Here is an 18,557-nt window from a genome sequence, read left to right as displayed (position 1 = left end):
CTTACCTCAATTTTCCGCGGTGGGGTGGATCACGACCTTGCCGGTAACGGCGCCGTCGATCATGAGCTGAAAAGCCTTGTGAATATCGGAAAGTGGTAGCGTCCGGTCGATCACCGGCCGCACGCCGGTGGCTTCTAACATGCGTAGCATCGCCACCAACTCGCTGCGCGTGCATCCCGTTGATCCCAGAATCCGCTGCTGCAGATAGAAGATTCGGCCGAGGTCAGCGGGCGGGTTCATGCCGGTGGTCGCCCCGGCCACAACGACCGCACCCCCAGGCCGTAGTGATTTCAGCGAGTGTGCCCACGTCGCTTCGCCGACGGTCTCGATGACCACGTCGACCCGCTCCGGCAGCCGTTCACCTGTCGAGAACGCCGCGCGCGCTCCCCAGCTCACGGCGTCGGCGCGCTTGGTCTCGCTGCGGCTGGTCGCGTAGACGACCGCGCCGGCGGCGGCGGCCAGCTTGATCGCGGCGGACGCTACGCCTCCTCCCGCGCCTTGCACCAGTACTCGGTCGCCGGCCCTGATGTTGGCCTTGGTGAACAACATTCGGTACGCGGTGGTCCATGCCACCGGCAGGCAAGCTGCCTCGTCGAAAGACAACCAGTCAGGCTTGGGAATGAGATTTCGCCGCGGCACGGTGAGGTACTCGGCGAAACCGCCGTCGTGGTTTTCGGTCAGCAGCGCGCGGCCAGGGTCCAGCGTTTCATCGCCGCCACCGGCATCGTAGTCGGCGATCACCGGGTAGACGATGACCGCGTTGCCGTCCTCGTCATATCCGGCGACATCGCATCCCAGCACGATCGGCAGATTCTCTGGAGAATGTCCGACGCCTCGCAGTGTCCACAAGTCGTGCATGTTCAGCGACGAGGCAACCACGCGCACCAACGCCCATCCCGGCTGTGGCTCGGGTCTATTGAGCTCACGCAGCTCCAGACCCGAGAGCGGGTCGTCGGCACTTTGAGAGATGGCGGTCGCGGCTAGCACGCCCCCACAGTCGCGTCGATGACGATCAAAACCCAGGAGGTGTGCCGTTGTGCGAAACGCAAGGTGGAAATGGGCAAGGCCACGGCGTTGCGTATACGACATGACATCGACGGTCGAGCCGGAGACCGGCCAACAAGGGGTTGCGGCCCCCACGTGCGGTGCCCTGCGGCGGCCCGCCGAGCTGACCCGCAACATCGACGTGTCCGGATTGGTCGACAGCGAGGGCGGGCTCCTCGACCGCGCAATCTTCACCGATGAGCAGCTGTATCGGCAGGAGATGCGTCGTATCTTCGGCGCCAACTGGCTGTTCCTCGCCCACACCGACCAGTTCCACAAACCCGGCGACTTCTTCACCACTTATATGGGTGAGGACCCGGTGATCGTCACGATGGACAAGGACCGGCGCATCCGGGCTTTCCTCAACTCGTGCCGCCACCGCGGGGCGCGGGTGTGCCGCGCCGACAACGGCGCCACGCGCAGCTTCACCTGCACCTACCACGGCTGGGCCTATGACCTGCAGGGCAAGCTGGTCAGCATCCCCAACAAGGACGGCTACCCGGACAGCTTCCGTGCCGATGACTGGGGGCTGGTCGAGGTCCCACACGTGGATTCCTACCACGGACTGATCTTCGGCACCTGGGACCCCGACCCCGTCACACTGCGAGATTCGTTGGGCGGCATGGCCTGGTACATGGACGCGATGCTCGACCACGACCCGGAAGGCACCGTGGTTGTCGGCGGGGTGCACAAGTGGGTGCTGGAGGGCAACTGGAAACTGGCCGCTGAGCAGTTCGCCAGCGACTGGTACCACGTGAACATGAGCCACGGCTCAGCACTGACCGTCCTTTCACCGGCGGGTAAGCCCAAGGATGAGGTGATCCACCGCACCGGCCGCCAGTACGTCGACCCGAACGGACACGGCCACGGCTTCCCTGTGCATCCCAAGAACCGCTTCGACGCGCAGACGGTGCACGAGTGGATGGACTACGCCGCGCTGCGTGAGCGTCTCGGCGACGAGCGGGTGGAGGGTCCCCTGACCACCGGCCACGCCAATGTGTTTCCGAACTTTTCCTATCTGCCGGTGAACGGGTCGATCCGGATTTGGCACCCGAAAGGCCCTGACCGGATGGAGGTTTGGGCATGGACGATCGTGGACAAGTCGATGCCAGAGCATGTGCGCGAGGCGCAGCGGCTATACAACCTGCGCACTTTCGGTCCCAGCGGCATCTTCGAGCAGGACGACGGCGAAAACTGGAGTGAAGTGCAGACGATCTCGCACGGCTTCATCACCAACTCGGTGCCGCTGAACTATCAGATGGGCATGGGATCCGAGCGCCACGATGACCGCTACCCGGGCACCACCAGCGAGCTGTACAGCGATTCGGCCGCACGATCCTTTTATGCCCGGTGGCGTGAGCTGATGAACACACCCTCCTGGCACGAACGGAAAAGCTAGATGAACCAAGGTATTCGCGTCGCCGCACTCGACGACATTCCGGAGGGCGAGGGCATCTCCGTCGACCGGGCGCTCACCGGCACCGATGACGACATCGCGCTGTTGCGCGACGCCGACGGCAGTGTATGGGCGTTGAACAACACCTGCACGCACGCCGAGGCGTCGCTGGCCGAGGGCTGGGTAGAGGGCGGGTATGTCGAGTGTCCGCTGCACGCCAGCAAGTTCTGCCTCAAAACAGGTGCGGTGCAGGGTCTTCCGGCCACCCAAGACGCTGTTGCGCACCGCGTCGAGATACGCGACGGCGACGTGTACCTCTTCGCGCATCAGGCGATGTGATGATCACCAGTGTCGTTGTCGTCGGAGGCGGCATCGCCGGCATCAGCACCCTGGCCGCGCTCCGCGCCAATGGGTTCGATGGCGACCTGACATTGGTGGATGCCGGCGAATTCCCTTACGACCGGCCGCCGCTGTCCAAGGACTATCTTGCAGGCGCCACCGAAATCAAAGACATTGCGCTGCAACGGCCACAGTGGTACGACGACCACAAGGTGCGCTTGATCGCCGGAAGCACCGTCGCCGCGCTGCGCACGGACATCGGGGCCGTGGAACTGGGCGACGGAACCACCGTGCGCGCCGATCGGGTGGTGCTCGCCACCGGAGGCAGGCCCGCCCGGCCACCGATCCCCGGCGCCGGCAGCCCCCGCGTGCACGGATTGCGCACCGCCGAAGACGCCGACAAGCTGCGAGCCGCGTTGGCGCCGGGCGCCAGGCTGCTGATCGTGGGCGCCGGTTTGATCGGGGCCGAAGTGGCATCGACCGCCAGTGCACTCGGCTGCGAGGTGACGATCGCCGATCCGATGTCGCCCCCGCTGTCGGCCGCGTTAGGGCCCGACGTCGCCGCGTGGCTGCACGGTATGCACGCCGAACACGGTGTGACAGCGCTACGTTCGGTCGTGGACGCGTTCGAGGACATCGTCGACGGCGTGGCTGTCACGTTCGCCGGCGACGAGCAGCCACGAGTCTTCGACGCGGCGCTACTCGCGGTGGGAATGACCGCGGAGACGACGCTCGCCGAAGCGGCGGGACTGCGTGTCAGCCGTGGCGTCCTCGTCGACCACGGTCATGTGACATCCAACCCGGCGGTACTCGCCGTCGGCGATGCCGCCACAACCTACTCCAACGGTGTGCCGCTGCACCGAAGCGAGCATTGGGAGGCCGCCCAACACGACGGGCAGCGCGCCGCCGCCACGATCCTGGGCGCGGCCAGGCCCGCTGAAACGGCCCCGTGGTTCTGGACCGACCGCTATGGAGTGAACGTTCAAGTCGTTGGCGCGCTTGATGACGCGGAGCGGTTGACGCGACGCGGAGCGCTCGACCGTCCACCATTCTCGATATTTGGGCTGCGCGCCGGGCGCGTCGTCGGTGCCGTCGCCGTCGACGATCCGATGGTCGTGCGGGTCGCGCGCCGGATGATCGACCGTGCCGTCGCCGTCGATCCGGCCGAGCTGAGTGATTCCTCTACCGACCTACGCAAGTTGTTGAGGCAATGACATGGAATGCAATGAAATGGTAAATACCGCAACCGCAGCTGTGATCGACGATCCGATGGCAGGCCGTCGGGCAGACCGAGACATTCACTTCGAAGTGGAGCAGTTCTACTACGAGGAGGCCGAACTTCTCGACGACGGCCGATTCGTGGATTGGCTGGATCTGCTCGCGGACGATCTGGACTACTGGATGCCCACGCGTACCAACCGGCTGCGTCGGCAGCAGGCGCTGTCGATCGCTGCCCGCGGCGAGGCGGCGTTCTACGACGAAACCAAAGAAAGTCTGGCCTGGCGCATCCGGCGGTTCGATTCGGGAATGGCGTGGTCGGAGGATCCGCCGTCGCGGACCCGCCATCTTGTGACCAATGTTGTTGTCCACCACGTGGATCCAAGCCAGCACGCCGGCTTCAGCGCCCACGACCTTGAAGTACGGTCGGCCTTCCTGGTCTATCGAAACCGCCTCGAACGCGAGGAGAACATCTTCGCGGGCAGGCGCACCGACATCCTGCGGCGGACCGATGACCGGCTGCAGGTAGCCCGGCGGGTCATCCTGTTGGACCAGAGCGTCCTGCAAGCCAAGAACATCTCGACCTTCTTCTGATTCGACAATCGAAGGGCCACACCATGTCCACGACCGCACTTGACCACGCCCAGCACGATTCGCCCACTCCGCAGAGGCGCATCGTGGCGACCTCATTCGGTGACATCGCGGTTGCGGAGGCAGGCGAAGGTCCTGTTCTGGTGATGCTTCACGGTGGCGGCCCGGGCGCATCAGGGGTGAGCAACTATCAGCAGAATCTTCACGCGTTGGCGCAGAGGTTTCGCGTGGTGCTGCCCGACCAACCCGGCTTCGGCGGCAGCTACCGCCCGACCGAGGTCGATCTCGAGGAGCGGTCGATCACTGATATCGCGGTGGGTGCGCTCTATGAGGCGCTCGATTCGCTCGGCATCGAGCGATTCCACCTGCTCGGCAACAGCTTGGGCGGCGCGGCCGCGATCGCCATGGCACAGTCTCAGCCGCAGCGGGTCGCCGGGCTGGTGCTCATGGCGCCGGGCGGCGGTTGGCTGCCGTTTGGACCCACGCCGACCGAGGGCCAAAAGGAGATGTTCCGCTACTACAACGGAAGTGGGCCGTCGGAAAAGAAGATGGCCAACTTCATCCGCACGATGGTGTTCAACCACAAGCAGTTTGGCGAAGACGTCGTCAAGGCGCGCTACGAGGCGTCGCTCGACCCCAGCCACATCGAGTTCTACCACCGCTACAACGCGGCGTTCGCCAAACGCCATGGCATGGATCCGTTGTGGCGCGACCTGCACAAGATCACCGCACCGACGCTGCTGTTATGGGGTCGCGACGACCGCACCATCACCCTCGATGGATCGCAGATCATGCTCAAGCAAATTCGCAATGTGCAATTGCATGTCTTCGGCAACTGCGGACACTGGGTCCAGCTCGAACGGCAGCGCGACTTCGAACGCCTCGTGGCGGACTTTCTGGGTGAGTTAACGTGAGCGGCTGGCTCAGGGACGACGTCGCCCTCATCACCGGCGGGGGCTCAGGGATCGGCCGTGCGGTCGCCGAGCGGTTCATCGCCGAGGGCGCCTGCGTCACTATCGTCGGGCGCGATCCCGATCAACTCGCCGAAGTGGTCGATGCCTGCACCGATCCATCGAGGATGTACGCGCTGAGCGCGGACGTGCGCAGCTCCGAACAATTGCACCGCGCCGTCGACGAGACGGTGAAGCGATTCGGCAAGCTCGACACCCTGGTCGCCAACGCCGGCATCTGGGATTACCACCGTCAACTCACCAAGTTGACAGGCGCACAACTAGACCGGACGTTCGACGAGATCTTCACCGTCAATGTGAAGGGCTACCTGTTGGCCGCCGAGGCCGCGTGGCGTGAGCTGGTCAAGACACGCGGCAGCATCGTCATGACACTGTCCAACGCCTCGTTCTATGTCAACGGCGGTGGTCCGGTTTACACCGCCAGCAAGCACGCTTGCCTCGGATTGATGCGGGAACTCGCCTACGAGCTGGCGCCGAAGGTGCGAGTCAACGGCGTTGCGTGCGGGGCCATGAACACCCAACTGCGTGGCCCCGAGGCGCTGGGTCTGCAGGACCGCACATTGGCCGCGTCGTTTGCGAAGAAGAAGCCCACCGACGCGCCACCACCTATTCCGTTACACGACTCCAGCACCGATCCCCGCGATTTCACCGGCTCCTACGTGCTTTTAGCCTCGCGCGAGCAGAGCGGCCCGATCACCGGCCAGGCCATTTCCGTGGACGGCGGCATCGGAGTCCGCGGCTTCGCGACTGTGGCCGGTGGCAACCAACTGTGACCGCGGCGCGACTCGACGCACTTGCCTCGGCCCTCGGATCGGGGTGGACGGTCACGCCGCGTGGCAGGGGTGAAGTGCTGCTGCGGTTCAACGACGGCGAAGACTTTGAAGCAGCTGCTCGGCGGTGCACCGACGGGCGGCTGCGCGATGCCTACCCGGTCAGCGCCCACGATGTCGAGATCTACACGATCGCTGCGTCGGGGCAGTCCAGCCACCGCCTCGCCGAGCTCACCCACGCGATTCTGGCAGCCGATCCGTACTGCAGGAGAATCGTTTTCGGCGCACCTGCCGGTGATTCGACCACGCTTGCGGCGGTGCGGGAAGCCGGCTTCCGACACGTCGTCGACGTTGACGTGCCCGGTGCCGAGCTGAGCCTCCTCGTGGCCGAGCCGAGCTGGGTAACAGGACTCGATGCCGGTCTGGACCGGGTTCCGGGCACGTGAGGATGGCTGCGGGCTCCTGTTCCGTGCCATCAAGCGGCACGCCGATCATGCGTGGACTGGATCGCTGTACTTGGAAATGGGGCTATGCAGTGTGGAACTGTTCCCGGCCCAAGCCGAAACGCTAGCGAAAGGAGATTGGGATGGACGAGATCTGGCGTTGGTCTGCCGCTCGAATGGCAGAGGCGATACGAGCACGGGAGATCACTGCTCGTGAGGCGGTTGAGGCGGCGCTGCTTCGGCTGGAGCAGGTGGAACCGGTCAGCAACGCCTTCGGCGACCGCGCCGACGACGCACTGACGTGCGCAAAGGAGGCTGATGCAGCCCTTGCGCGCGGCGATGATGTCGGACCGCTGCATGGTGTGCCGATTGCGTTCAAGGACAACCACGACATTGCGGGACGCGCGACGACCCACGGAGTGCAGGCGTTCGCGCAGATGCCCCCGGCCACCGAGACCTGCCCGCCTGCCAGCAGGATGCTCGAGGCGGGCGCCATCGAAGTGGGTCGAACACGGATGCCGCCGTTCGGACTTCGTTGGACCACGGAAACCGAGTGGTTCGGGCCGACACGGAATCCCTGGGATCCGAACGTAACCGCGGGTGCGTCCAGCGGAGGCGCAGGTGTCGCCGTCGCAACTGGAGTCGTGCCGCTTGCGGTGGGCAATGACATCGGAGGCTCGATCCGCTATCCCGCAGCGGTGAACGGCGTTCTCGGCCTTCGGCCGACGTTGCGCCGAGTACCTAATTGGTGCTCGCCAACGGGCGATGGTATGCCACTGGCAACGAGGGAATTCTTCGTCGAAGGCCCCATCGCGCGGACCGTGGATGACCTCCGAATCGCGCTGCGGATCTTGCAGCGTCCGGACCCGCGCGATCCAGAAGCGGCCGCGCCGCCGGCCGAGATCATCTCGTCGGGCACCCGGCCACGCATTGCGGTGGTGCGGGACCCCGGTGACCATGCGTTCGCGATCCCCAATCTCGCCGAGGTCGACTCCGCCCTATCTGAGGCGGCGGAACGCCTTGCGGCACTGGGGTATGACGTCGTCGAACTACGAATTCCCGAGCTTGGCGAGGCCGCAACGTTATGGTGGCAACTGACAATCACGGAGTTCGACACAACAGGCTATGGCGCCGGGCTCGAGCAATTCGGCGATACAGGTATGCGTACCAAGTGGAACAACATGGTGAGCCTGGTCCGCGAAGCGTTCGGTGAGGTGGGAATTCGCGACCTGTTGGGGGGATATTACCGACGCACCTTCGTGCGGCGCAGGCTCTCAGAACTGATGGTCGATCATCCCGTGTTGCTCTTGCCGTCATCGGGTGAACCGCCGTTCCGCCTCGGCGACGATGTCTCGTCGCGAGAGCGAACTCGCGAACTCATGTGCCATCAATGGCCCAATCTTGCCGTGCCGCTCCTCGGGCTGCCCGCCGTCGGGATGGGTACGCACGTCCGGCCCGGCGCCGCACCGCTTGGTGTTCAGTTGGTGGGCCGTGGCTTCGCCGACGAGACGGTGCTGTCGGTCGCTGAGGACTTGCAGCGCGTCAGCGGCGTCGTCACACCCATTGACCCGCGTCCGCCAGCGTCTGCCACGTAGAACGCGCCGAATCATCGCCGGTGAAGCACTTGTTTTCACCGGTGATGATCATGCGCTCCTGGCAAGACCGGAGCGCGCGATCGCCTGTCCGGCGGCGGCGCGCACCCGGCGCAGGCTCGCGGCGAATGGACGCATATCGGAACCCCGGGGTGCCGACACCGACAGCGCGGCCAGAGGTCGGCCGTTGCGCCCCATAACCGGCGCGGCAATGCAATTCAGCCCGAGCTGGCTCTCCTCGAGATCGGTGGCTACCCCATCGCGACGGATGCGTGCCAGCTCTGCGGCAAGTGTGCCGGGATCACCGATCGAACCTGGCGTCAACTGTATGAGCGGTGCCGCCAGGGCGGTCTCGGATGCGTCGGGGTCGTAGGCCAGCAGCACCTTGCCGACCGCTGTGCAGTGCGCGGGCAACCGACCGCCGATCCGCGACGGCGTCGGCACGGTCCGGTGACCGTGCAGTTTCGCCAGATAGACCACGTCAGTGCCATGCAGTGTCGCCAAATGCACGGTCTGCCTGGTCAGTTCGAAGAGTTCGGTCAAGTACGGAAGTAGTAGGTCGCGAATTCGGTCCTGGCCGGGTGCATAGACGGCTCGACCCAGCTCGTGCAGTCGCGCCCCCAGCCGATAGTTCGTCCCAATTCGCTCCACCATTGCATTGCGCTCCAGCAAGCCGAGCACCCGAAATGCGGTGGACTTGCTCAATTTCGCTCGCCGAGCGAGCTCACTGACACCGAGTCCCGTGCTCGCTTCATCACCGAAGGCAACGAGTAAGCTGAACGCCTTATCGATTGCGGCCCGATCATCACGTATCAGCTCAGCGACGGCTGCAGTCATGTCCACACCTCCCTGCCCGAGCGGGCGTCATTTAAAATTGCCCGGTTCGTCACTCTTACCTGACAATGATGCAGAACCGACTGTCGTTCGTCAATAATGACGATATGGCAATTAAAAGTGACACCCATTCGGATGAGAATCAGCTGGTCGCGCGCAACGTCCAGCGGTTCCGTCGCGAGCGGGCCATGTCACTGGGCGAGCTGGCGCGTAGATCGGGCCTCTCGAAACAGACGCTCTCGAAGATCGAGCAAGGGGTGGGCAACCCGACCGTTGAGACACTGGCGCTATTGGGCGGCGCCCTCGAACTTCCGGCCCGGCGGCTGTTCACGGAATGGGGAACGCCCGTCTATGTGCAGCGTCATGACGAGGGTCGATGGGTGCCCCGGCACGAGTGGTCGGAACGGCTCCTCGACGAGATCTACGGCTCGGGCTATGTGCGCACATTGCTGCTCCGCCTCGAGCGCAATAGCCAGGAGCCCGAGACAATCGGTCCGCACCAGCCCGGCACGCTGCATCACCTCTATTTGATCACTGGGAAACTACGCACCGGACCGGTCAACGAACCCGTCGATCTCGTAGCCGGCGACTTTGTGCGATTTCCCGGCGACGTCGCGCACCGCTATGTATGTATGAGTGACCGCGTGACGGCCCACATCGTCACTACCCTCCCGCAGGTCCGCCAGTTCGGTCCGGAGACAAGAAACGACGATGCGTGATCATTGCGGGAAGCGGCTAACTGACAATGCGGCGGATGGCAATCTTGTCGAGCTTGCCGGATGCGTTGCGCGGTATGGCCTCCACCAGTTTGAGTTGGCGCGGAAGCTTGTAGCGGGCCAGCTTTGTGGCGCAGTGCTCGCGAACACGGTCGAGGGTGGGTTCGGCGCCGTCAGTGAAACATGCTACGGCCACGACGATTTCGCCCCACTGTTCGTCGGCCGCTCCGACGACGGCGATGTCGATCAGGCCGGGTAGGTCGGCGAGCGCCCGCTCTACCTCGGCGGGGTAGATGTTTTCGCCTCCACTGATGATCATGTCCTTGAGCCGGTCGACGATGTACAGGTAGCCATCGGCGTCGAGGTAGCCGATGTCGCCGGAGCGAAACCAGCCACTCGCGTCGAACGCGGCCGCAGTTGCGTCGGGATTGTTCCAGTAACCGGGTGTGACGTTCGGGCCGCGTACCAAGATCTCACCGCTCACGCCCGGCCCAACAGGAACGCCGGAAGCAGGATCGACGATCTGAATCTCGGTGTGAGGCATGGGAATTCCAGCCGACCCGAGTTTGGTGAGAGTGTGCTCGGCAGGTAGGTGAGTGGCGAACGGTGCGGTTTCGGTTAGACCCCACGCCTGTTGAAGCACAATGCCGTGTTTGGCGTATTGCTCGATGAGCGACGGCGGCACCGGTGCGCCGGCGACCACAACGCTGTGCAGAGAAGGCAGATCCGCGGTGAAGACACCCGGCACTCGGGACAGCCCCGCCAGCATGGCGGGCACCGCGAAGAACGAGTTCACTCGGTGGTCGACGAGATCTCGGAGGAAACGCTTGGGATCGAAGCTGCGGCGGATGATCATGGTGCCACCGCGAACGATGGCGCGCAGAGCGAGCGCGTTGAGCCCACCGATGTGGAACAGCGGGGCGATGGCGACGCTGGTGTCACCGCGGCGCGTGTCCAGTCGGGAGTCGACATTTACACCGTTCCACCAGAGATTGCCGTGGGTGAGGTTCACGCCTTTGGGTTGTCCGGTAGTCCCGGAGGTGAACATCAGGATCGCCGGGTCGTCGAATCGCCGCGGCACCAACATCGTGGAAGGTTCCGCCGCGGCGAGCACAGGGCTCCACGGCTGCCAGTCTGTAACCGGTTCGGGTGTGGCCGGGATTTCCGGGTCATCGTCGATGAGCAGAAAAAGCGTCAGCTCGGTTTGGTCTCGCACCGCGTCGAGGATTTCGCGATGCCCCTCCTCACATACGATCGCCGTGGCGCCGCTGACCTGCAAGACGTCCTGTAGTTCCGGTCCGGCAAGCCGAAAGTTGACCGGCACGAAGATCGCCCCGAGTCGGAAGGCGGCGAACATGGTTACCAGAAAAGCGGGGCTGTTGAGCCCGAGGTAGGCCACCCGATCCCCGCCGGCAACGCCGCCGTCCATGAGGACCGCGGCTAGGCGAGCGGCTCGGTCGTTCAGTTGTCCGTGCGTCAGGTCGCCACCCGCGTATCGGATTGCGACACTTTCTGGCTGATAGCGTGCATTTGCGGAGATTGCCGATGCCGGGTTGATATCAACGGCGGCGCCAGAATTCGCCGGATATGCTGCGACCGTCATGTCAGGCGTCGTGATGGGGTCCGTGCAGCGAGACATGAGCCGACTCTTCATCCCGTTCACCGCTAAGCCCAGAGATGGTGCCACTGTGCGGCACATGGTGGACGCGTTGACCGTGTCACTCGGCCGATGCGGTACTCATCGGATCTTTCGGCCTGGCCCGATTGGTGGTGAGTGAATCGCATCCTGACCAGAGATTCCCTGCTGGTGGGCGGCAAGACGGAAGGCAGACGCTTCGGTGAGTAGGCGGGCTGGTGATTGGTCGCAGCCGTGGACGTCCACATGTTGGACCCCTTGCCGCTAATCCGGAAGACCGAGCATCCGGCGGGTGATCTCCTTCAATTGCGCCCTCAGCGTCTCGTCATCGACATCGGCGACCAGCGGATGCATGACGGCGACACTGATCGCGCTCGACAACATCGCCGCGTGCAGGCGGGCCTCGACGCCGGCCTCGGTGCCGAGTAACGCGGCGTAGAGACGTTCGATGAAGCGCTGAAACGGCTCGTGTTCGGCCTGCAACCGAATGATCACGGGATCGAACTGCAGCACGCTGACCACACCGCGTCGCTCGATGGCCTGGTCGATCATCCGGTCGAGCAGAACCTCCCGCGCCCGCAGACCGTGCCCCTCGGCCTCGGCAGCCTCCACCGCGTCCTCGATTCGACCGAGTTCACGCTCGGTGATCGCGATGGCGATCTCTTCCTTGGTCTTGAACTGGCGGTACACGGCTGCCTTCGTCACACCCATGGCATCGGCGATCATCTGCAGGGATGTTCCGCTGACGCCGCGCTCGGCGATCAACTTCAAGGCTGCGTCAAGCACACGGGTCTGAGCGGCGGTACGCGTGATCGCGCTGAACCTGCGGTCCTCCTGTGTGGACGTCACAGCGACGAGGGTAACCGACTGTTGACCGTCTAGTTGCCGATCGGCTACCGTCCAAGTTGCCGATCGGCAACCAGGTTGCTCGTCGACCGAAGGAGCAAAGTTGTCCATTGAGCGACGCGACGACAGCGCCGATGCAAGCGGTGATCAGCGAGGGGCCGCGGCCATGAGACGAGTCGATGGTGAGCTGATCCTGTTATGGACGTTGCCCGCGCTCGGAATCCTTTGGATCTCTGCGTTTTTCCTGTTTCCGGGCTTCGTCCATCCCATGTCGCCGACGATGTCCGCGGAAGAAGTCGCCACGTTCTATCGCGATGACACATCGCGTATTCGCTACAGCATGATCGTGTTCAACTGGTTCGGCGTCGGTCTGATCCCCATCGTGATGCTCTTGGCGACGCAGATACGCAGGATGGCTCACCGCACGCCAATTCTGTCGTACAGCCTGATCGCCTGCGCCGGAGGCCCGCCCTCGCTTTTCCTCATCGCCAACATGTTCTGGCTCCTCGCCGCCTTTCGCCCGGAACGGGCCCCGGAGCTGACCCAGTTGTTCAACGATCTAGCGTGGGTCACCTTCACCATTCTGGTGCCCTACTTGATCGCCCAAAGCGTGTTGCTGGCCTTGGCGGTCTACTGGGATCGCCAGGCGCAACCGGTTTTCAGGCCGTGGGTGGCTCATTTCAACCTTCTGATCGCGGTCGCGTTGACACCGGCCGCCTTCACCGCGCTGGCGTTCACCGGGCCAGTCGCATGGGACGGGCTGTTGTCGTTCTGGGTCAAGAACATCGCGATCGCCATATGGATCATCGTCATGGGAATCGTTCTCGGCCAGACGATTCGGCGACAGCGAGCCGAGGACCGGGTCATAGCATGAGCCCGCCGGCGATGAAGACAACGGAGCCGGTGACGATGCCGGAGCCACCCGCTGGTGCTGCGGTGAGCCGGTTTGTCTGGAGTTTCCGTCACCATCCCAAGCGGGAGTTGTGGTTCGCGTGGTGGGTGATGGTCATCTTCTATCAGCTGTACGGTGTGCTGTTCTTCATCGTCACGCGCGTCCAGCCCCCGCCGAGCCCCGCATGGGATACCCCGACTGTCGTGCGGTGGTTCAATGACCACCACTTCGGCATTCTGGCCGGATTCGGAGTCGTCTTCCTCATCACAGGTATGTGTGCGCCGATGAACGCCCTCATTGCATACTCGATGCGGCGCATGTCAGTGAGTCCGATCTTCGGATATTCGTACCTGGTCATGTATGCGCTCAGCGCCATCCCCGGAATGATGGTGATGGCCATCGCGATGACCGTTGCAGCCCTTCGGCCGGACCGTGATCCCGAGCTGATCCAGTGGCTCTACGATTTCGCGTTCCTGTCGTTCAGCGGAACCATGGGAGTGTTCCTGATCGGTTCCTTGGTATGGATGGTTGCGATTCTGATCGACAAGAACCGAGTCTTCCCGAAATGGTTCGGATACCTCAATCTCTGCAACGCGCTGACCGAAGTGGTCGTTGCGCCGGCGTGGATGTTTCGACGTGGCGTCTTCGCATGGAACGGTGCCATTGCATGGTGGATCAATATGGTTGTGTTCGTTACCTACACCGGCGTCTTCATCGTGTTGCTGAGGAAGATGATTGAACGCGAGGATTTCGGCACCGGTCCGCTGCCCGACCTTCCGCCCAAAGCGCAACGGAAAGAATCGGATTCGGTGGGGGCGGTGCAATGACCAACCTCGAGGCAAGCTCCCCACCAGAACAGGCAGAGCGCCGGCCTGCCCGGTTCGTGCCCGGACAGCCGGATATGTGGGCGTTCGTTCTCTTCGAGACGCTCGTCTTCACGAGTTATTTCGTGGTCTACCTGATCTTCCGTACCCAGAACCGGGAGCTGTATCTGCAGTCTCAGGCGGACCTGGACCTCCGCTTCGGAGTCTTCAACACCATTGTCTTGCTGTTGAGTTCATGGGCCGCGGCGCGATGTGTCCAGGCGTCGCGCGAAGGCGCGTACAGGTCCGCATTGACGAACGCGTTCCTCACGATCTTCTTCGGCTTCATGTTCCTTGTGTCCAAGGTGCTCGAGTGGGTCGAGCAGATCCGATTGGGCAACACGTTCACCAGCAACGAGTTCTTTCAGCACTACTTCTTCCTGACTTCGATCCACTGTGTGCACCTGTTGATCGGCTTCGTGGTCTTGGGTGTCGCTGTCTATCAGCTCGCCAGCCCGGCGCGCCGGTCTCAGCAGCTCGTCGAAACGTGCGCCACCTATTGGCATACCGTCGACTTCCTGTGGGTCCTGATCTTCGCATTGCTCTACGTCGTGAGGTGATCCGTGAGCACGGTTTTCCATAAGCGGTTGATGGTCGTCTGGTTGGTGCTGTCCGCGATGACGCTGGCCTACGTCTGGTTGGACCACTCGGCCGATGACGACGGGATGCCAAGCGCGAGCACCGTCGTCACCGTGACCGCGATCGTCATCGCGCTGGTCAAGGTGCGCATCATCTTCCGCGAGTTCATGGAAGTCAGGCACGCTCCCGCCTTGCTACGTCGCCTCACCGACGCCTGGGTGGTGCTCGTCGCAGCGTGCCTGCTCGGCACTTACTTCATCGGCTCGGCGGTCTGGTAGCACCGCAATCGGCGAGCAGACGCAAAGTGCCCGCGACACGCCGTATTTAGGGTGCTTTTGCGTCTGCTCGCGCCGAGACCGAGACGGCCAGCCCTGCGCGATAGCCGAATACCAGCGCCGGGCCCAGCGTGCCGCCGGCACCGCCGTAGGCCTTACCCGTTGCGCCGGCCATCGCGTTGCCCGCGGCGAACAGGCCCGGGATCGCCGACCCGTTGACGTGAAGCACCCGGCCGTCGCGGTCCGTGCGCGGGCCGCCCTTGGTGCCCATTGCGCCGATCCACACCGGCACCGCGTAGTACGGCGCCGTGTCGATCGGTCCCAGCGTCTGGCCGGCAACAGTTGCTGCGTTGGTGTCGCCCCAATATCCGTCGTAAGCGCTTGAGCCACGGGCGAAGTCGTGATCGACCTCATGCGCGACGCCCTCGTTCCACGCCGCAAGCGTGCGCTTCAAACCGTCCTCGTCGATGCCGGTCCTGGCTGAAAGTCGGACCTGACCGTGACCGAGGGACTGCTTCGCATCTCGCCCAACGGTCTAACGCCCAATGCCGGCCACATGATTCCGATGGGCCGGCCAGGCGATGTCGACGAGATGGCAGGCGCCGCGGTCTTTCTCGCGTCAGAGATGTCGAGCTACATCACCGGGCAGACCATTCACGTCGACGGTGGTACACAATCCGCGAGCGGTTGGTATCACAACCCGCAGACCGGCGAATACCAACTGGGACCTGGCTAGGTCAGTGTGTCCAGCCTTCGGCGGCCTGTTCGTCGAAGGTGCGGTCGATGCGCTCGAACCGTCGGCGGATGGAATCTCGTGCCGCGCGGTGCGGTAGGACATAGAGACGGTTGGCCAGGATCGCGTCCGCCGTCAGGCGCGCCACGTCCTCGACGTTGAGCACGGAGTCGTCGGTAGGGTCAGACGCCAGCTGTTGAACCGTCTCGGCTGCCGACGGTGTGGCCGGGCCGTAGTCCGCGCTTCTGACGCGTTCGGTGTTCGCCAACAGGTTGGTTTCGACGATCATCGGGCACAGCACCGATACCCCGATGCCGTTCGGCCTCACCTCCCGCGCGAGTGTCTCAGCAAGCGCCACGACGCCGTACTTCGCAACGCAATACGGCCCGAGTCCGACGTTGGGGATCAGCCCCGCGAATGACGACGTGAACACCATGTGGCTGCCGGAACCCAGCCGCGGCAAGAACGCCTCGACACCGTGGATCGGCCCCCAGAGATCGACATCGATGACAAACCGCCAATCTTCGTGGCTCGCCTCCACAATCGGGCCGGCGTACGCGATGCCCGCGTTGTTGAAGACGACGTCCACAGTGCCGAGCACGGCGAATGCTTCGTCGGCGAGTGCCATGACGTCGTCGAGCTTGCGTACGTCACACACGACGCCGTGGGCGTCGAATCCTTCGCCGCTCAACGCCGCCACTGCTTCATCCAGTGCCGACTGATCGATGTCTGCCAGCACGACCCGGGCGCCGCGGCGCGCGAACTCCCGCGCTGTGGCTAAGCCGATGCCGTTGGCACCACCGGTGATGACTGTCGCGCGCCCTTCGAAACTGTCCACGGCGCGAACACTAGGCGCTTGCGGGCATCTCCGGGGTCGGGTCTCCAAGCTTGGCGCGGATCGCGCCCCATGGATCGGCGTGCCGGCCCGGCGCTTTCCAATACGCCCCGCGGCGCTTCAGGAATTCTCGTGCGATTGGAGCGATCAGCCGGCCGGGATAACGCTTCCATCCGGCCTGCGCCTTCAGTTCGGCGAGCATATCGGGCCACGAATGATGCTGAAACTTCAGCGCTTCCTGCGCGCGGGTGGTGTCCATCCAGTCGGTGACGAACCAGTCGGTGTGGCTGTCGGGATTGCCGGGCATGCCTTCGGGTAGTGCGCCAGGGATGCCCAGCGCGGCGCAGAGCGTGGGCCCAACCTCGCCCTGGCGCATGTGGTGCGACTCGTCACCGGCGATCAACAAGATCTCGCCGACAACGTCGGCCGTGGTCGCCGCCGCGCAGGCGAAGGCGACGTCGCGCACATCCACGCTGTGCAGCCTGCCGTCGGTCGGCAGCACGCTCTCGAAGAACAACGCGTCGGTGCTGAATGGCATTGCCGACAAGTCGGTGCTGAGCACACCGCCGAACCGCAGCACCACCCAGTCCAAGCTCGAGGACCGCACGATCTGCTCGGCTTCGGCCTTGGTTCCGCTGTACAGATCGCATGGCCGCATCGGGTCGTCGGCGGTCAGTATCTCGGTGTGCCGGTGGGGATTGCGGGCGCCGAAGACCGCATTGCTCGATGCCTGGACCCACCGCGGGGGAGTGCGTTGTGCTTCGGCGATGCGCACCAGCGTCGCCGTGGCGTCGACGTTGACCCGTCGTGCGAGCTTGGCGTTGCGATAGATCAGCGGCGGAATGATCGCGGCGAGGTGGATGATCGCGGCCGGTTCGGCGTCCGAGATAAGCTGCTGCACCTGGTCTGGATCCGTCAGGTCCGCCCAGCGCGCCTCGACTCCATTTGGCAGCTTGGCCAGTGCCTTGCGATTGGCCGGAGTGTCGAGGTCCGTTGCGACCACACGGCGCCCGTCGGCCGCCAACTGCCGAACGGTCGCCGAGCCGACCAGGCCGAAGCCGCCCGTGACGAGCACAGCGTCCCCCATAGCGCCTCCTACCTGTGGATATGACATTCTCTTTTTTCGAAAGTACCATACTCTGATTCGGGGGAGCGCAGCAGGGAACAGGCTAGGCATGGGCAGCAACGGGGTGGACAAGCCAGAAACCGCCAAGTGGGATCCGGGCTTCACGCGGCAGATCGCGAAATGGGTGGGCCCGATCATCAAGCGGTACTTCCGCGCCGAAGTGCGAGGCTTGGAGTCGATGCCGAAGGCCGGCGGCGCGCTGGTGGTGTCCAACCACTCCGGCGGTATGTTCACGCCCGACGTACTGATCTTCGCGCCCGCGTTCTATGACAAGTTCGGCTTCGACCGACCGGTTTACACATTGGCGCACTACGGCGTGTTCATCGCCAATGTCGGTGATTGGCTGCGGCGCGTGGGTGTGATCGAGGCCAGCCGCGAAAACGCAGCGAAGGCACTGCGATCGGGTGCGGTTGTGCTGGTGTTTCCCGGTGGAGACTACGACTCGTACCGTCCGACGTTGTCGGAGAACGTCATCGACTTGGGTGGCCGCATGGGCTACGTCAGAACTGCAGTTGAGACCGGCGTGCCGATCGTGCCTGTGGTGTCGATCGGCGGCCAGGAAACCCAATTTTTCCTCGCCCGCGGGGATTCCATCGCAAGACGGCTTGGCCTCAAGCGGGCGCGCGTCGAGATCCTGCCCCTCAGCATCGGATTCCCCTTCGGCCTTAGCGCAATCCTCCCGCCGAATCTGCCGCTGCCCTCCAAGATCGTCACCAGGGTGCTCGAGCCCATCGATGTCACCGCGGAGTTCGGCGAGGATCCCAACGTAGAAGAGGTCGACCTCCACGTCCGCGTTGTGATGCAATCGGCGCTCGATGAGCTGGCGCGCGAGCGCCGATTCCCCGTACTGGGCTAGGG

At 64.0% G+C, this 18,557-nt stretch carries 20 protein-coding genes and 2 pseudogenes; 15 read left to right on the top strand and 7 right to left on the bottom strand.

Annotated features, from left to right (window positions below; genetic code table 11):
* Nucleotides 1–6: 6 nt before the first annotated feature.
* Entirely contained in the window at nt 7–987 is a 981-nt protein-coding gene (locus tag VJV41_RS05860) for a zinc-binding dehydrogenase (RefSeq protein ID WP_325332054.1), read from the bottom strand.
* Between the two features lie 286 nt (nt 988–1,273).
* Here VJV41_RS05860 and VJV41_RS05855 point away from each other — a divergent pair, with 286 nt between their 5' ends.
* From VJV41_RS05855 to VJV41_RS05820, 8 genes are all read left to right on the top strand, one after another.
* A complete protein-coding gene (locus VJV41_RS05855; protein WP_325332082.1) occupies nt 1,274–2,443 on the top strand; it encodes an SRPBCC family protein in 1,170 nt (389 codons plus the stop codon).
* Nucleotides 2,444–2,779 carry a non-heme iron oxygenase ferredoxin subunit gene (locus VJV41_RS05850; RefSeq protein ID WP_325332052.1) on the top strand — a complete coding sequence of 112 codons (336 nt, stop codon included), beginning with the start codon at nt 2,444–2,446 and terminating at the stop codon, nt 2,777–2,779.
* Nucleotides 2,779–3,993 carry an NAD(P)/FAD-dependent oxidoreductase gene (locus tag VJV41_RS05845; RefSeq protein ID WP_325332050.1) on the top strand — a complete coding sequence of 405 codons (1,215 nt, stop codon included), beginning with the start codon at nt 2,779–2,781 and terminating at the stop codon, nt 3,991–3,993. The genes VJV41_RS05850 and VJV41_RS05845 overlap by 1 nt, the downstream gene beginning before the upstream one ends.
* Nucleotides 3,994–4,009: 16 nt before the next feature.
* Nucleotides 4,010–4,591, top strand: coding sequence for a 3-phenylpropionate/cinnamic acid dioxygenase subunit beta (locus VJV41_RS05840; RefSeq protein WP_414684890.1), 582 nt, complete (start codon nt 4,010–4,012; stop codon nt 4,589–4,591).
* 23 nt (nt 4,592–4,614) lie between these two features.
* Nucleotides 4,615–5,502 (top strand): alpha/beta fold hydrolase, encoded by an 888-nt coding sequence (locus VJV41_RS05835; RefSeq protein WP_325332048.1) that lies wholly within the window; start codon nt 4,615–4,617, stop codon nt 5,500–5,502.
* Entirely contained in the window at nt 5,499–6,332 is an 834-nt protein-coding gene (gene hcaB, locus VJV41_RS05830; RefSeq protein WP_325332046.1) for a 3-(cis-5,6-dihydroxycyclohexa-1,3-dien-1-yl)propanoate dehydrogenase, read from the top strand. The genes VJV41_RS05835 and hcaB overlap by 4 nt, the downstream gene beginning before the upstream one ends.
* Nucleotides 6,329–6,775, top strand: a complete 447-nt coding sequence (locus VJV41_RS05825; protein ID WP_325332045.1) for a hypothetical protein — start codon at nt 6,329–6,331, stop codon at nt 6,773–6,775. Before hcaB ends, VJV41_RS05825 begins: the two co-directional genes overlap by 4 nt.
* Before the next feature lie 140 nt (nt 6,776–6,915).
* Nucleotides 6,916–8,367 carry an amidase gene (locus VJV41_RS05820; protein WP_325332043.1) on the top strand — a complete coding sequence of 484 codons (1,452 nt, stop codon included), beginning with the start codon at nt 6,916–6,918 and terminating at the stop codon, nt 8,365–8,367.
* A gap of 48 nt (nt 8,368–8,415) precedes the next feature.
* Here VJV41_RS05820 and VJV41_RS05815 read toward each other — a convergent pair whose 3' ends face one another.
* Nucleotides 8,416–9,201: an IclR family transcriptional regulator gene (locus VJV41_RS05815; RefSeq protein ID WP_325332041.1), complete on the bottom strand. Its 786-nt coding sequence runs from the start codon at nt 9,199–9,201 to the stop codon at nt 8,416–8,418.
* A gap of 68 nt (nt 9,202–9,269) precedes the next feature.
* Here VJV41_RS05815 and VJV41_RS05810 point away from each other — a divergent pair, with 68 nt between their 5' ends.
* Nucleotides 9,270–9,917, top strand: a complete 648-nt coding sequence (locus VJV41_RS05810; RefSeq protein ID WP_414684889.1) for a helix-turn-helix domain-containing protein — start codon at nt 9,270–9,272, stop codon at nt 9,915–9,917.
* 16 nt (nt 9,918–9,933) lie between these two features.
* Here the strand turns inward: VJV41_RS05810 and VJV41_RS05805 are convergent, their stop codons facing one another.
* Nucleotides 9,934–11,517 (bottom strand): long-chain fatty acid--CoA ligase, encoded by a 1,584-nt coding sequence (locus VJV41_RS05805; protein WP_325332039.1) that lies wholly within the window; start codon nt 11,515–11,517, stop codon nt 9,934–9,936.
* Nucleotides 11,518–11,814: 297 nt separating this feature from the next.
* The gene (locus VJV41_RS05800; RefSeq protein WP_325332037.1) at nt 11,815–12,399 is read right to left on the bottom strand and encodes a helix-turn-helix domain-containing protein; all 585 of its coding nucleotides are present in this window, start codon (nt 12,397–12,399) and stop codon (nt 11,815–11,817) included.
* Between the two features lie 163 nt (nt 12,400–12,562).
* On the opposite strand from VJV41_RS05800, the gene VJV41_RS05795 reads away from it, so the two are divergent.
* The 4 genes from VJV41_RS05795 to VJV41_RS05780 are packed head-to-tail and all read left to right on the top strand — an operon-like array spanning nt 12,563 to nt 15,008.
* The gene (locus VJV41_RS05795; RefSeq protein WP_325332035.1) at nt 12,563–13,270 is read left to right on the top strand and encodes a hypothetical protein; all 708 of its coding nucleotides are present in this window, start codon (nt 12,563–12,565) and stop codon (nt 13,268–13,270) included.
* Nucleotides 13,267–14,115: a hypothetical protein gene (locus tag VJV41_RS05790; protein WP_414684888.1), complete on the top strand. Its 849-nt coding sequence runs from the start codon at nt 13,267–13,269 to the stop codon at nt 14,113–14,115. The genes VJV41_RS05795 and VJV41_RS05790 overlap by 4 nt, the downstream gene beginning before the upstream one ends.
* Nucleotides 14,112–14,711, top strand: a complete 600-nt coding sequence (locus tag VJV41_RS05785; RefSeq protein WP_325332033.1) for a cytochrome c oxidase subunit 3 — start codon at nt 14,112–14,114, stop codon at nt 14,709–14,711. The genes VJV41_RS05790 and VJV41_RS05785 overlap by 4 nt, the downstream gene beginning before the upstream one ends.
* Before the next feature lie 3 nt (nt 14,712–14,714).
* Nucleotides 14,715–15,008, top strand: a complete 294-nt coding sequence (locus VJV41_RS05780; RefSeq protein ID WP_325332031.1) for a cytochrome C oxidase subunit IV family protein — start codon at nt 14,715–14,717, stop codon at nt 15,006–15,008.
* Between the two features lie 46 nt (nt 15,009–15,054).
* Here the strand turns inward: VJV41_RS05780 and VJV41_RS05775 are convergent.
* Nucleotides 15,055–15,492 (bottom strand): annotated as a pseudogene (locus VJV41_RS05775) (FAD-binding protein); the annotation flags it as partial.
* Nucleotides 15,493–15,495: 3 nt separating this feature from the next.
* Here VJV41_RS05775 and VJV41_RS05770 point away from each other — a divergent pair.
* Nucleotides 15,496–15,741 (top strand): annotated as a pseudogene (locus VJV41_RS05770) (SDR family oxidoreductase); the annotation flags it as partial.
* Between the two features lies 1 nt (nt 15,742).
* On the opposite strand, the gene VJV41_RS05765 reads toward VJV41_RS05770, so the two are convergent.
* Together VJV41_RS05765 and VJV41_RS05760 are read right to left on the bottom strand one after the other, a co-directional pair.
* Nucleotides 15,743–16,576 (bottom strand): SDR family NAD(P)-dependent oxidoreductase, encoded by an 834-nt coding sequence (locus tag VJV41_RS05765; RefSeq protein WP_325332029.1) that lies wholly within the window; start codon nt 16,574–16,576, stop codon nt 15,743–15,745.
* 10 nt (nt 16,577–16,586) lie between these two features.
* Nucleotides 16,587–17,660 carry an NAD(P)-dependent oxidoreductase gene (locus VJV41_RS05760; RefSeq protein ID WP_325332027.1) on the bottom strand — a complete coding sequence of 358 codons (1,074 nt, stop codon included), beginning with the start codon at nt 17,658–17,660 and terminating at the stop codon, nt 16,587–16,589.
* Between the two features lie 88 nt (nt 17,661–17,748).
* Here VJV41_RS05760 and VJV41_RS05755 point away from each other — a divergent pair, with 88 nt between their 5' ends.
* The gene (locus tag VJV41_RS05755) at nt 17,749–18,555 is read left to right on the top strand and encodes a lysophospholipid acyltransferase family protein (RefSeq protein WP_325332025.1); all 807 of its coding nucleotides are present in this window, start codon (nt 17,749–17,751) and stop codon (nt 18,553–18,555) included.
* The last annotated feature ends 2 nt before the right edge of the window (nt 18,556–18,557 follow it).

The organism is Mycobacterium sp. (assembly GCF_035274705.1).
Taxonomy (GTDB): domain Bacteria; phylum Actinomycetota; class Actinomycetes; order Mycobacteriales; family Mycobacteriaceae; genus Mycobacterium.
This window is presented reverse-complemented; position numbering and strand designations above follow the sequence as displayed.